This is a genomic window from Kitasatospora sp. NPDC088264 (assembly GCF_040685715.1).
Taxonomy (GTDB): Bacteria; Actinomycetota; Actinomycetes; order Streptomycetales; family Streptomycetaceae; genus Kitasatospora.
In genome coordinates, this window is sequence record NZ_JBFBIR010000027.1 from 91133 (window position 1) to 104293 (window position 13161).

12 protein-coding genes are annotated in these 13161 nt (G+C 75.0%); 7 read left to right on the plus strand and 5 right to left on the minus strand.

Translation table 11 applies throughout. From position 1 onward, the window contains the following. Positions 1 to 3 precede the first annotated feature (3 nt). Together AB0O82_RS21690 and AB0O82_RS21695 are read left to right on the plus strand one after the other, a co-directional pair. Positions 4 to 1554: an FAD-dependent monooxygenase gene (locus tag AB0O82_RS21690; RefSeq protein ID WP_363585608.1), complete on the plus strand. Its 1551-nt coding sequence runs from the start codon at positions 4 to 6 to the stop codon at positions 1552 to 1554. A 69-nt stretch (positions 1555 to 1623) separates the two neighbouring features. Next, the gene (locus AB0O82_RS21695) at positions 1624 to 2061 is read left to right on the plus strand and encodes a YchJ family metal-binding protein (protein WP_363585609.1); all 438 of its coding nucleotides are present in this window, start codon (positions 1624 to 1626) and stop codon (positions 2059 to 2061) included. A 27-nt stretch (positions 2062 to 2088) separates the two neighbouring features. Here AB0O82_RS21695 and AB0O82_RS21700 read toward each other — a convergent pair whose 3' ends face one another. Next, positions 2089 to 3012: a polysaccharide deacetylase family protein gene (locus AB0O82_RS21700; RefSeq protein WP_363585610.1), complete on the minus strand. Its 924-nt coding sequence runs from the start codon at positions 3010 to 3012 to the stop codon at positions 2089 to 2091. 265 nt (positions 3013 to 3277) lie between these two features. Here AB0O82_RS21700 and AB0O82_RS21705 point away from each other — a divergent pair, with 265 nt between their 5' ends. Continuing rightward, complete coding sequence (locus AB0O82_RS21705; RefSeq protein ID WP_363585611.1) at positions 3278 to 3799, plus strand: GNAT family N-acetyltransferase; 522 nt, start codon at positions 3278 to 3280, stop codon at positions 3797 to 3799. An 8-nt stretch (positions 3800 to 3807) separates the two neighbouring features. On the opposite strand, the gene AB0O82_RS21710 is transcribed toward AB0O82_RS21705, so the two are convergent. Further along, positions 3808 to 4698, minus strand: coding sequence for a carbohydrate kinase (locus tag AB0O82_RS21710; protein ID WP_363585612.1), 891 nt, complete (start codon positions 4696 to 4698; stop codon positions 3808 to 3810). A 411-nt stretch (positions 4699 to 5109) separates the two neighbouring features. Between AB0O82_RS21710 and AB0O82_RS21715 the strand changes: the two genes are divergently transcribed. The 3 genes from AB0O82_RS21715 to AB0O82_RS21725 all read left to right on the plus strand — a co-directional run bounded on the left by AB0O82_RS21715 (position 5110) and on the right by AB0O82_RS21725 (position 8311). After that, the gene (locus tag AB0O82_RS21715) at positions 5110 to 6585 is read left to right on the plus strand and encodes a M1 family metallopeptidase (RefSeq protein ID WP_363585613.1); all 1476 of its coding nucleotides are present in this window, start codon (positions 5110 to 5112) and stop codon (positions 6583 to 6585) included. Between the two features lie 351 nt (positions 6586 to 6936). Next, entirely contained in the window at positions 6937 to 7461 is a 525-nt protein-coding gene (locus AB0O82_RS21720) for a SigE family RNA polymerase sigma factor (RefSeq protein WP_363585614.1), read from the plus strand. Beyond that, entirely contained in the window at positions 7448 to 8311 is an 864-nt protein-coding gene (locus AB0O82_RS21725) for a hypothetical protein (protein ID WP_363585615.1), read from the plus strand. The genes AB0O82_RS21720 and AB0O82_RS21725 overlap by 14 nt, the downstream gene beginning before the upstream one ends. A gap of 360 nt (positions 8312 to 8671) precedes the next feature. Here AB0O82_RS21725 and AB0O82_RS21730 read toward each other — a convergent pair whose 3' ends face one another. After that, on the minus strand, positions 8672 to 9772 hold the full coding sequence (locus AB0O82_RS21730; RefSeq protein WP_363585616.1) for a chemotaxis protein: 1101 nt from the start codon (positions 9770 to 9772) through the stop codon (positions 8672 to 8674). A 310-nt stretch (positions 9773 to 10082) separates the two neighbouring features. Between AB0O82_RS21730 and AB0O82_RS21735 the strand changes: the two genes are divergently transcribed. Then, positions 10083 to 10319 (plus strand): hypothetical protein, encoded by a 237-nt coding sequence (locus AB0O82_RS21735; RefSeq protein ID WP_363585617.1) that lies wholly within the window; start codon positions 10083 to 10085, stop codon positions 10317 to 10319. Between the two features lie 49 nt (positions 10320 to 10368). Here AB0O82_RS21735 and AB0O82_RS21740 read toward each other — a convergent pair whose 3' ends face one another. Next, entirely contained in the window at positions 10369 to 11889 is a 1521-nt protein-coding gene (locus tag AB0O82_RS21740; RefSeq protein WP_363585618.1) for a sigma-70 family RNA polymerase sigma factor, read from the minus strand. 118 nt (positions 11890 to 12007) lie between these two features. Next, positions 12008 to 13036 carry a CAP domain-containing protein gene (locus AB0O82_RS21745; RefSeq protein ID WP_363585619.1) on the minus strand — a complete coding sequence of 343 codons (1029 nt, stop codon included), beginning with the start codon at positions 13034 to 13036 and terminating at the stop codon, positions 12008 to 12010. Positions 13037 to 13161: the final 125 nt, after the last annotated feature.

A 13161-nucleotide genomic window follows, 5' to 3' on the forward strand; every position in this document is an offset into this window, starting at 1 on the left:
ACCATGACCCACGATGTCATCATCGCCGGCGCCGGCCCGAACGGGCTGATGCTGGCCTGCGAACTGGCGCTGGCCGGAGTCCGGCCGGTGGTGCTGGACCGGCTGGCCGAACGTTCGTCGGAGCAGAAGGCGAACGGGCTGGTCGGCCAGGTGATCCGGCTGCTGGACCACCGCGGCCTGTACGAGCGGCTCGGCGGCCCGGGCGCCCCGGCCCCGGTGCCCCGCTTCGTGTTCGGCGCGTTCCCGCTGGACCTCCGGGAGCTCGACGGCAACCCGCTGTACGCCCTGCCGGTGCCGCAGCACCGGATCGAGCAGGCCCTGGCGGAGCGGGCCCGCGAACTCGGCGTGACCGTGCACCACGGCCGCGAGGTCACCGGCCTGAGCCAGGACGCGGCGGGGGTGACCGTCGAGGTCCTCGGACCGGACGGGCCGGAGCGGCTGCGCGCCCGCTACCTGGTCGGCGCCGACGGCGGCCGCAGCACCGTCCGCAAGCTGGCCGGGATCGGCTTCCCCGGGGTCACCTCGCCCGACCCCGTCGCGCGCATCGCCCACGTGCGCCCGCCCGAGGGACTGCGGGTGCTCGACACCGGCGAGGTGCTGCTGCCCGGCTGCCCGACGCCGTTCCGCCCGTTCACCCACACCCGCACCGCGCACGGCGTGTTCGTGCTCGCCCCGATGGGCCCGGAACTCGCCATGATGGCCACCATGGAGTGGGCCGGCCCGCCCGTCGACGAGACCGTGCCGGCCACGCTGGACGAACTGCGCGCCAGCGTCCGCCGGGTGACCGGCGCCGACCTGCCGCTCGCCCCGGCCGACACGCCCGGCGCGCACACCCCGCGCCGCCAGGTCGGGCACAACACCCGGCTCGCCGAGCGCTACCGCGAGGGCCGGGTGCTGCTGGTCGGCGACGCCGCGCACGTGCACGCCGCCACCGGCGGTCCGGGCCTCAACCTCGGGCTCCAGGACGCCGCGAACCTCGGCTGGAAGCTGGCCGCCGACCTCCAGGGCTGGGCCCCGCCCGGCCTGCTGGACAGCTACCACCGCGAGCGGTACCCCATCGGCGAACGGGTCTTCATGCACTCGCAGGCCCAGATGGCCCTGATGTCCCCGGGCCCGGCCGTCACCGCCCTGCGCGCCCTGTTCGGCGAGCTGCTCGCGTACCAGGACAACCTCGGGCGGATCGCCGCGCTCATGGCGGGCAGCGACGTCCGGTACGACACCGACTGCCCGCACCCGCTCGCCGGCGGCTTCGCGCCGGACCTCCCGCTGACCACCGCCACCGGCCCCACCCGGCTCGCCGAACTGGCCCGCGGCGGCCGGGCCCTGCTGCTCGACCTCGCGGACGGCCCGCCACGGCTCGCCGACCTCGCGGCCGGTTGGAAGGGCCGGGTGGACGTGCTCACGGCCGACTGCCCGCAACCACCCGCCGGCGCGCTGCTGGTACGCCCGGACGGCTACGTCGCCTGGGCCGCCGCTCCCGGGGAGGAGGATCCGGACGGGCTGCTGCGCGCGCTGCACGCCTGGTTCGGCGAACCGGACTCCGCCCACTGCTGAGCACCCGCACCCGGACGCCCCACCGGCCCCGGTCGGGGCGGCCGGGGCCGGAGGGAGAGAATGGACCGCATGTCCCGACGTCACCCCGCGCCCCGCGCCGCCGCCTCCGCGCCCCGGCTGCTGCCCTCCTCCCCCTGCCCCTGCGGCCTGCCCGCCGCCTACGGCGACTGCTGCGGGCGGCTGCACCGCGGCCAGACGGCGGCCACCACCGCCGAGTCCCTGATGCGCTCGCGGTACAGCGCCTTCGCCGCCCAGGACGAGGCCTACCTGCTGCGCACCTGGCACCCGGACACCCGGCCCGCCGAGGTGGACTTCGACCCGGCGCTGCGCTGGACCGGCCTGGAGGTGGTGGCCACCACCGAGGGCGGCGCCTTCCACGCGGAGGGCACGGTCGCCTTCCGGGCGCACTGGACCGAGGGCCGCGAGCAGGGCGTGCTCACCGAGCACAGCCGGTTCGTCCGGCACGAGGGCGCCTGGGTGTACCTCGACGCCCTCTCGCTCGGCTGATCCTCGGAGCCCTCGACGGGCGAACTCCTACAGGTAGTCGTCCAGCCGGCCGAGGGCGAAGCCCTGCGCGGTGACGTCGTTGACGACCTTGCGGAGCAGGTCCGGCATCGAGGCCTTCCAGAGGTCGGTGCCCCGGAAGTGGGTGAGGATGATGTCGCCCGAGTGGAGCTTGCGGTCGTCGTAGCGCCACTCCATGTGGTCCGGGAAGGCCTCCTCGTTCCACAGCGGCACCGCCTGGACCCCGCAGGACGCCGCCGCGCGCAGCGTGTCGTCGTTGTACTCGCCGTACGGGGGCCGGAACAGCCGGGGGCGGACGCCGATCTGCTTCTCCAGCTGGTCCTGCTGACGGCAGATCTCGTCGCGTTGGGCCTCGTAGCCGAGGACCTTCAGGTTGCGGTGGTTGATGGTGTGGTTGTTGATCTCCACCCCCTGGGCGTGCAGGTCGCGGAAGTAGCCGTAGTTCTCGCGGGCCAGGTAGTCGGAAACGTAGGTGCTGAGCGGGATGCCGAGTTCGTCGGCCATCCGGGAGAACTCCGGGTCCTTCTCGGAGCCGTCGTCGACGGTGAGGAAGACCACCTTCTCGTCGGTCGGCACCCGGTAGACCACCGGCGGCCGCCCCTCCTTGAGCTTCACGCCCTGCGACTGGGCCAGCACCGGCCTGGTCGCCGGGCGTGGCGGCGCCTTCAGCGGCGGGGCCTCCAGGCCCCAGCGGTGCGCGGTCTCCAGGGCCGCCCGGGTTTCCGAATCCCGGCGCGCGACCGCCTCGGTGCCGACCTCCTCCTCCTTGCGGGCCAGGCCCGGCAGCACCGGCAGCGCCTCGGGCGGGCGGCCGACCCCGTGTTCGACGACGGGCACGGCACCCGGCGCGGGCGGGACGACGGCCGGCCGCGCGGGGTCGGCCGGCCCCGCACAGCCGGCGGCGACGGCGGAGAGGCAGACGGTGGCCAGCAAACCGGTCCGCACACCCGCCCGAGCACCGGCGCCGCGTCCCTGAATCCCTCTCAAACCCGCATTAATGCGATGATTTGATGATCTGTTCATAGACGCACTGCTCCCCCGCAGCGCACCCCCGCCAACCCCCTCATCACCCGTGCGGGGCAACGACGCGCCGGGCTCCTTGCCCTTCCTTTGCCGAACCGGCCGGGCACCCGAGCCGACCGGGCGGCCGTGCGAAACCCGATTGCGGACCGGGCCCGCGACCACCGATCATGCGCCCATGACCGACACCGCGCCCCGCACCGCCCGCCTCTGGTCCGTCGCCACGGCGGACGTCACCGCACCCGAGGCCCTGGCCCTGCTGCGCGAGTACTACTACGACGTGGCCAACCGCTACTACCGCCTGCACCTCGGCCGCGAAGGCACCCCCGAGGAACTGGAGTCGGGGCTGGCCGGCTCCCCCAGCGACGACCTCGCCGCACCGGACGGCCTCTTCCTGCTAGGCCACTACGACGGCGCGGCCCAGTCCTGCGCCGGGCTGCGCCGGCGCGACGCCGACACCGTCGAGCTGACCCGGGTGTTCGTCCGCCCCGGCCTGCGCGGCACCGGCGGCGGCGCCCGGCTGCTCGCCGCCGTCGACGAGGCCGCCCGCTCGCTCGGCGCCCGGCGGATCGTCCTCGACACCCGCCTCGACCTGGTCGAGGCCCGCGCGCTCTACACCCGCCACGGCTACCGCGAGATCCCCGCCTACAGCAGCGGCCCGTACGCCCAGATCTGGTACGGCAAGGAGCTGGCCGGCTAGAGCACGCCCTAACTCGCCTGCGCCAGGGCGGCCGTCAGCTCCGCCGTCGAGGGCGGGTTGGCGCCGGGGCGGGAGACGGTCAGCGCGGCGGCCGTCACCGCCTGGGTGAGGCAGCCGGCGAGGTCGGCGCCGGCCGCGCGGGCGTGCAGGAAAGCCGCCGTGAAGGAGTCCCCGGCGCCGACGGTGTCGGCGACCGGCACCGGAACGGCTGCGGCCCGCGCGTGCCCGCCCCCGGCGGTGAGCGCGAACGCGCCGTCGGCGCCCAGGGTCACCGCGACCACGGCCGGGCCGAGGGCGAGCCAGCTGCGCGCGACCGCCTCCGCATCCTCACCGGGGTAGAGCCAGGCCAGGTCCTCATCACTCGCCTTGACCACGTCGCTCAGCGCCACGCAGCGCTCGACCCGCCGCACGGCCCGCGCCCGCTCGCCCATCAGCGCGGGGCGCACGTTCGGGTCGTAACTGATCTGCGCCCGGCCGCGCCACCGCTCGACCAGCGCCAGCACCGCCGCCGCGCCCGGGTCGGTGACCGCCCCGATCGAGCCGAGGTGGATCGCGCCCGGCGCTTCGGCGAGTTCGGTCGGCGGCAACGTCCAGCCGATGTCGAAGGTGTAGCGCGCCCGCCCCTGCCCGTCGAGACGCACCACGGCCGAGGGGGTCCGCGCCACCCCGGCGGCCCGGACCACCACCCCCGCCGACTCCAGGTGCGCCCGGATCAGCCGGCCGTTGGCGTCCTCCCCGAGCTGGGTGAGCAGGGTGGCGGGCCGCCCCAACCGGGCCAGGCCGTAGGCGACGTTCGCGGGGCTGCCGCCGGGGTGGACGGTGTCCGGGGCGCCATCCGTGCGGACGATGTCGGCGACGCACTCGCCGATCACCAGAACGTGCGAATCGGGGCTGGTCACGGCGGCTCCTGGCATCCGGTACGCGGGCGTCGTCTCGGCCGCCAGCCTACGGGGTGCACCCGGGCATGAAGGACGGCCGCCGGACCTGGCCAGGTTCTCCGACGGCCGTGGCCTCGTCCGTCAGGGGGCGAAGCACTTCGAACGTTAGCCAGCGCGCGGCGGCCCCGCCATCGCTGTAGGCCGTCCGGGGGATGGACTCGTGTCGACAACCGTCCGGGCGGCGGCGCCTGGCGGGCGCCCCGGTCCGCTAGGGTCCGTGCCCGGTGCGTCGCGCACGTACCGCCGCCCGGCCCCGCTCCTCACCGGGGCTCCCGAAGCCACGAATCCCGCAGCCAGGCCCCCCGAGGCCACGACTCCCGAAGTGCGGTGATCACCCTGTCCAGGCCCCGTGTCGGCCTCGTCCTCCCACTCGTGCTCAGTGCGGTGCTGCTGTCCGCCGGCACCCCGGCCGCCACCGCCGCGGACGGCCTCGGCGACCCGGTCTTCCCCTCACTCGGCAACAGCGGGTACGACGCGCTCGCCTACGACCTGTCGTTCGACTACCGCGCCGATACCCGCACGGTCGACGCGACCGCGGTGATCACCGCCCGGCCGTCCCGCACCCTGGCACACCTGGAGCTGGACGCGCTGGGCCTGACCGTGCGCGCCGTGCGGGTCGACGGGCGCCCGGCGGGGTTCGCCGCCCACGACGAGAAGCTGACCATCACCCCGCCCCGGCCCCTGCACCGCGGCACCACCGCGCGGCTGACCGTCGAGTACACCGCCGACCCGCACGCCAGGCTCCCGCACACCGGCTGGGTCCCGACCCCGGACGGCTTCGCGGTGGCCGGCCAGCCGGACAGCGCGCACACCGTCTTCCCGTGCAACGACCACCCCAGCGACAAGGCCCGGTTCACCATCGCCGTCACCGCGCCCGACGGCCTGCTGGGCGTCGCCAACGGGGAGTTGACGCAGACCGAACGGCTCGGCGACGGCCGGACCACCCGGCGCTACGCCTCCCGCGAGCCGATGGCCACCGAGCTGGTGCAGGTCTCCGTCGGGAACTACACCGTCCGCGAGCGCACCGGCCCGCACGGCCTGCCGCTGCGCGACGTCGTCCCGACCGCCCGGGCCGCCGACCTCGAACCCGCCCTGGCGCTCACCACCGACCAGCTGACCTGGGCCGAGCAGCACCTCGGGCCGTTCCCCTTCGAGACCTACGGCCTCCTGCCGGCCGACACCGACGACCCCGCCGCGTTCGGCTTCACCGGCCTGGAGACCCAGACCCTCACCCTCTACAAGCCTGACTTCCTGCGCCAGCCCGAGTCCGCGATCGGCTCGCACCAGATGCACGAGCTGGTGCACTCCTGGTTCGGCGACAGCGTCTCCCCCGCCAGTTGGGCGGACCTGTGGCTCAACGAGGGGCACGCCGACTACTACGCCCTGGTCTACCGCTACGAGCGCGGCTGGCCGGACGCCTGGGGCCACACCACCCTGGTCGACCGGATGCGGGCCCTCTACGGCCTCGGCGACCAGTGGCGGCACGACTCCGGACCGGTCGCCGCTCCCAGCGCCGCCAAGCTCTTCGACAGCCAGCGCTACACCGGCGGCGCGCTGGTGCTGTTCGCACTGCGCGAGCGGGTCGGCGCCGGGACCTTCGACCGGATCGAGCACACCTTCCTGCGCGGGCACCGGTACGGCACCGCCACCACCCGGGACTACCTGCGCACCGCCTCCGAGGTCTCCGGCCAGGACCTCTCCGGTTTCCTCACCGACTGGCTGTACGGGCTGCGCACCCCGCCGATGCCCGGCCACCCCGACTGGACGGTCACCCCGGTGACCTCGGACCCGGCGGCCGCCGCCCGCGGTGTCCCCACCGAGGCGCCGCACGGCTCCGGGACGCTCTGACCCGCCGTCACCCGGTTGGCCCGGTCCGTGGTCCGCCGCCCCCTGCGTCCCACCCGTACGCCCCTGGCGCGCCGCATCGTGCGCCCGGACGCCCCGTGAGCGCCTCTGGCCGGACGGGACCGACGCGGCCATCGTGGTGCCCACGGCCCGCCCGCCGCCCGGCCGAGTCCCGGCCGGCTCGCGGGCCGTCCAACCTCCCCGCGCCGGCCGGCCGAAAATCCCCGTGCCCGGAAGACAACCCGAAACACCGTCCAGCACGTTCATCAGCTGTGAGTAGGACACCACGATCGCGGCCCAGCAGGCCGCCACGGCTGACAGGGACGGCACGGACACCATGGCGGGGACGGCGGGATGAGGGATGGCACACCGGACTTCGAGGAGTTCGTCTCCGCCTGCGGCCCGAAGATGCTGCGGGTGGCCTGGCTGTTGACCGGCGACCCGCACCAGGCGGAGGATCTGCTGCAGACCGCGCTCGCCAAGATCTGGCCCAAATGGGACCGGATCTCCATCGACCGGCCCGAGGCCTACCTGCGGAAGGTGCTGGTCAACTGCAACGTCTCCTGGTGGCGCCGCCGCTGGACCGGCGAACTGCCGCACGGCGAACTGCCGGAGCCGCCGCCGGCGAGCGCGGACCCGTACGAAGGGGTGGTGCTCGGAGAGGTGGTCGCCCAGGCCGTCCGTGCCCTGCCGCCGCGCCAACGGGCCGTGGTGGTGCTGCGCTTCTTCGAGGACCTCAGCGTCGAGGAGACCGCCGAGGTCCTGGGTTGCAGCACCGGCACGGTCAAGAGCCAGACGCACCGCGCGCTCGCCGCGCTGCGCGGCCGGCTGCCGGCCCGGGAACTGCTGCTGGCGGGGGGACCCCGTGATCGGTACTGACCTGCTGGACCCGGACGACCCGAGGCCGGACGGCGGTGAGGGCGAGGAGCTGCGGATCCTGCTCCACCAGGCCGTACCGGAGCTCGCCACGCCCGAGGACCGGATGGAACGGGTACGCGCCCGCGCCATCGGCACCCGGCGCCGACGGCGGGCCGCCGGGCTCGGGGCCGGACTGACCGCCGGGCTGGTCGCCGCGGCGCTGGCCGCCGCGCCCGCGATCGCGCCCACGCCGGAGCGCGGGGTGGCGGCAGGACTGGGGACGGCTGCGGGACCGGGGGTGACCGGACCGGCCGAAACGGTGCCGGGCGGGGTACCGCCCACTCCGACGATCGGCCCCAGCGCGACACCGACCATGGTGCCGACGCCCGGATCGCAGGTCCGCTTCTCGTCGTACCCGAACCTGGCGCTCGACCTGCCGAGCGGCTGGTACAGCCAGAGCACCTTCAACGGCGACCCCCGGAACGGCATCGGCTACCTGGCCACCGGGCCGATCAGCCCCGCGTCCCCCTGCCGGACCGCGGGCATCGCCTGCCCGTCCGACACGCTGCTGCCCGTCGGCGGCGCCCTCCTCACCCTCCGGCTGGTGGACCAACCGGACCTGGTCGGGAAGTTCACCACCTCATTGGCCGTCACCTCCGACGTCACGCTCGACAAGGAATGCCTCACGCTCGGCGGCACCCGCGAGCTCATCGGCCATCGGGCCGTCGCCCGGACCGGCACGCTGGTGCTGATCCAGCTGACGGCCTGCCTGCGGGAGCCGTCGCACGTGACGATCCAGCAGGTGCAGCAGGTGCTGGACTCGATCCGGACCTCCGAGGGGAGCACTCCCTCCTCGACCACGACCCGCTGAGGACCGTCCGGGCCGACCTGGCCGACCTGGGTTCAGTGTCAGTGGCTCCTGCTAGCGTCCCGAGCACGATCAGAGAACGGGGGTCCTCTCATGGGTGGCGAGCGGCGACGGGTAGGTGCCGGGGGCTGCGACCGGTGGACAGCGCGGTGGTACGGCGCGGGCGGCGGGGCGGCCCTGCGCGGTGCGGACGCCCGGCCGATCACCGGCGGGCTGATACCCGGGGTCGGGTCGGTCTCCTCGGGTGCCGCCGGGCGGGCGTTCCACCGGTCCTGACGCGGCCGTGACACGGCGGTGCGGGCCCGGTGCCGTGCCGGGCCCGCACCGAGCGGGTCAGTACCGGGCGGGTCAGTACCGGGCGGGTCAGTACCGCAGGACGGCCGCGATGTGGCCGCGGGCGTCGAGTTCGCCGGTGGGGACGAACTGCACCTTGGCGCCGGTGTCGAGGGCGCGCTCCACGATCTCGTCGACCATGTCCTCGCGGACGTCGGGCTCACCGGCCGCCGCCGGGACGAGGTGGTTGTCGGTCACCCGGACGGGCTGCCAGTAGTCCTCCTCCACCGCGACCAGCGCGGCGCGGCCCTCGGCGACGGTCTGCCAGACCTCGTCGATGCCGGCGGCCAGGCCCTTCACGCCCTGGGCCTGGTCGAGGCGCTCGTGCAACTCGGTGACGGCCTTGCTGCCCTGCTCGGCGACCGTGGACCGGACGGCCTCGGCCACCGCGGCGGCGGCGGCGTGGCCGAGGCCGCCGTGCGAGACCTGGGCGGTGGCCCGCTTGGCAGCGGTGCCGATCTCGTCGAGCAGGGAGATCGCGGCGGCCTCGCCGAGCACGTACAGCGGGCGGTTGTCGGCCTCCAGCACGGCGGCCAGCGCGGTGTCGGCCGAACGCAGGAAGCGGCGGGTCTCCTCGTCGCGGAAGGTGCTCGGTACGTCCCCGATCCGCTCCTGGCGCTCGACGTCCCAGTCCGGCCGGACCTGGTCGAGCGGGAAGGCGGCACCCGTGTGCTCGGCCAGGTGCGCCCCGCTGCCGCTGAACAGGGCGACCCGGTCGGCGGCGACGGTCAGCACCCAGTAGGGCGCACCGGCGGTGTAGGCGGAGACCAGGTTGCGGGTCAGGAAGGTTTCGGACAGCACGACCCGGGAGGGCACCGGGCGCGGCAGGGACCACACCTGGTGCTCACCGGGGGCGGCGTAGATCACCAAACCGTCCTCGGCGTGCACGAGGTCGACCTCGGTGAGCGCGCGGTCCAGCTGCTCGACGACGTCCAGCCGGTCGGCCCGGCTGACCGCCTCGTCGGCGTGCAGCCGGTTCTTCGCCTCGGCGACGAGGTTGCGCAGGCGGACCGGGTCCTGGGTGTTGTCGGGCTCGCTGCGGTGGGTGGGCAGCAGAACGGAGACGGCCGGGTAGCGCCGGGGGCGGCGCAGCTCGGCGAGGACGGCTGGCGTGAGCTCGGCTGCGTGCATCGGGTGCCCTTCGTGTCGCGGTGGGGGGTCCTGGTCGATGAGACCGACGTCGATGAGACCGAAAGTGTGGTGATTCAACCGATTTGCCGGAATCATTCCCGACCCCTCCCCATCCCACCGCCCTCCCACGCCTCCCGCCACCGGAAAAGGCCCGGGGCCCGACAGCCCGTCCGGGGCCCGCGGCGCCACCGTTCGGCCGACCGGCCGTCACCGGGCTGCGGCTGTGCCGCGGCCCCGGCCGCACGGCCACGGACGAGGGAATCCGCCGCCGTCCTCGTAACCCGCCCGGCGGATCGTCGTTGGACCCGCCATGAAGAAGCGCAGCATGCTCGCCGTCGCCTCGCTCGCCGTGGGTTTCGTGGCCTCGCTCACCGCACCGAGTGCGCACGCCAGTGCCGTCGGGGGGCAGGACGGACTGTCCGGATCGCTGACCAGCGCGCCGGACGCGTTGCCGGGGCAGGTCGGGGACGCGGGCGGTGTGGTCGGGGAGGCGACCGGGTACGTGACGGGCTCGGCCGACGGACTGGTCGGGGTCACCCCCGCCTAGCTCGCAGCAGCGCGACAACGTGTCGGTACGACGGTGCTGCGGTGCGGTGTCAGGACAGCGGGGCGCCGAGGTCCTGGGTCCAGTAGGCGCCGGCGGGGCCGGTGGCCAGACCGACGCCGACGTCCTTGAAGCCGCAGTCCAGCATGTTGGTCTGGTGGATGCCGCCGTCCATCCAGTGGGCGACCACCGTGGCGGGGGACGTCGGACCCCGGTCGAGGTTCTCGCCCCACTGGGACCAGCGGTAGCCGACGGCCGTCAGCCGGGCGTCGGTGCGGACGCCGTCCGGGTTGACGTGGTCGAAGAAGCCACGGGCGACCATGTCGTCGGCGTGCTTCTGGGCGGCCGCGTGCAGCCGGGGGTCGATCCGCAGGGGGGCGCAGCCCACCTTGCCGCGTTCGGCGTTGACGAGGTCGACGAGTTGGCGCTCCGGGCTGGGCGGCGGCGGGGCCACCGACCGGGTGGCGGTGGGTGACGGCGTGGCCGTCGGTGTCTCGCTGGGGGTCGGCGTGGGCGTGGCCGACAGGGTGACCGGGGCGGCGGCCGGGGTCGCGGGGGGCACCGGGGCTGCGGGAGCGGCGGCCGGGGTGGTGGGTTCGGGGGTCGCCTCCCTCGGGGTGTCGGCGGGGTGCGACCAGACCAGGGCGAGGGTGGTGACGGTCACCACCGCCACCGCACCGCTCGCCAGGACGGCCTTGCGCGCGGCGGTCCCGGCCCAGCCCGCGTGGGTGCTCGCGGCGGTCGGGGCGGTGGTGGCGACGGTGGCCGCGGTGTGCTGGAAGTGCAGCAGCGCGGGCGAGCCGAGCGGGATCGGCACCAGGGCGAGGCCGGCCAGCAGTCCTTCGGCGGGGAAGAGGTCGCGGCCGAGGCGGTCGCAGGTGGCGCAGCCGCGGATGTGGCGGGCGATGCGCTTGCGCCACACGGAGTTGGGGGTGCCGTCGAAACCGGTGGTGACGTCGGCGAGTTCGGGGCAGCGGGGGTAGGCGCCGAGGGCGCGGACGACGATCCGGCCGGCTTCGAGCTGCTTCTTCATCCGCTGCACGCGGACGGCGGTGTGCTGCGGGGTCAGGTCGAGGGCTTCGGCCAGTTCGGTGCGGGTGAGTTCGCCGCTGGCCTCCAGCCACCAGAGGGCGAGGAGTTCGCGATCGTCGGGGTCGAGCCAGCGGGTGGCCTCGGCGACTTCCCGGCGCTGGCCGGAGAGGCCGAGGCGCAGGACGGTGAGGTCGGTGAAGTCGGCCCTGGGGTCGGCGAGTTCCCAGGTCTCGTCGAGGCCCCCGACGGTGGGCTGCTGCTGGCCGGCGGCGTGGCGACGACGGATCTGGTTCATCGTGATGGCGACCAGCCAGGAGCGGAAGGACTCCGGCTCGCGCAGCCCGTCCAGGCCGTCCAGGGCGCGGATCATGGTCTCCTGGGCGACGTCGTCGACATCGGCGTGACCGTCCAGGGCGCGCCCGGCGACGTTGTAGACGAGCGGCAGCCAGGCGGCGACCAGCGCCTCCTGGGCCTGCCGGTCGCCCGCCTGGGCCGCGCGTACCAGGGTGGTCCCGGTCCTGTTCTGCACGTCAGCGTTCATGGTCCGCACTCCGTCTTGCCGTGTTCCGTTCGCCGCTGCCTCCTCGGAGACCTGTGGTGAGTGATCAGATAACAACAATTTGCGCGGAATCGGAAAACGGACCCTGCCGGAGGGCCGGTCAGGCCGGGGCGGCGAAGACCTGGGTCCACCAGGGGCCGCCGGAACCGGTCCGCACACCGACCCCGAGCTGCTTGAACGCGCAGTTCAGGATGTTCGCACGGTGACCGGGGCTGTTCATCCAGGAATCCATCACCGCGGCCGGGTCCTTCTGGCCGCGGGCGATGTTCTCGCCCCAGGTGCTCCAGCGGTAGCCGGTCACCTCGATGCGGTGGTCGGCGTGCTCGCCGTCGGGGCTGGCGTGGTCGAAGTAGTTGCGGTCCGCCATGTCGTCGCTGTGCGACTGGGCGGCGCCGGCCAGCCGGGGCTCGGCGCTGACCGGGCCGCAGCCGGCCTTGGCGCGTTCGACGTTGACCAGGTCGACGACCTGCTGGGCGGAGGAGGGAGCGGCGCCGCCGCCGACCGGGGTGGGCGCCGAGGCGCTCGTGGGGGCGGGGGCACCGGTGCGCTGCGCGGCGGCCGGGGTGCCGGCGGACTTGGCGGGAGCAGGAGCGGTCACGGGCGTGCTCGGGCTCGGCCTCCCGGTGGCCGTCCGGGTCGGCGTCGCGGTCGCCAGGGCCGTCGGGGACGCCGGAGCGGCGGGGGTGGTCGCGGCGGCACTGGTCGGGGCCGGTGCCGCGTCGGTGGCGGCCGGGGTGACCGGCGGCGCGGCGACGTCGGGGCCCGCTCCCCCGGCGCCGGGGACCTGGATGCCGTCGTGGGTGCCGGCCTCGGCTGCTATCAGGGCGGCGTCCGCCGCCAGCGCCTGGCCGGTGGCGTCCCGGTCGGCCTGCTTGCCGCCGTAGGCCGCGTAGCCGGCGCCGACCAGGGCGGCGAGCAGTCCAGTGCCGGCCACGGCGGCGGCGACGGCGGCGACCGGGCCGACCGGACCGCGCCGTCGGGCCCGGCGGCCCCGGTCTCCGGGGCGTTCCGTGTGCCGCTGGGCGGCCCGGCGCGCGGCGCGGCCGCCGGGTCGGCCGGAGGCTCCGCTCCGTGCACCGCTCTCGGCACCGTTCGCCGGGAGGATGGTCGTCCTGTCGTCGCTGTTCACGTGCCCACGCTTTCTGTCCAGGTCGGCGGGTCGGGTGCCGACACCTGGGAGACCACCCGGCGACGCGCCGATAACAGAAAGTCCGAACGAATGTCCGGTGGCAGGGTCGCGGGTCCGGCCGCGTG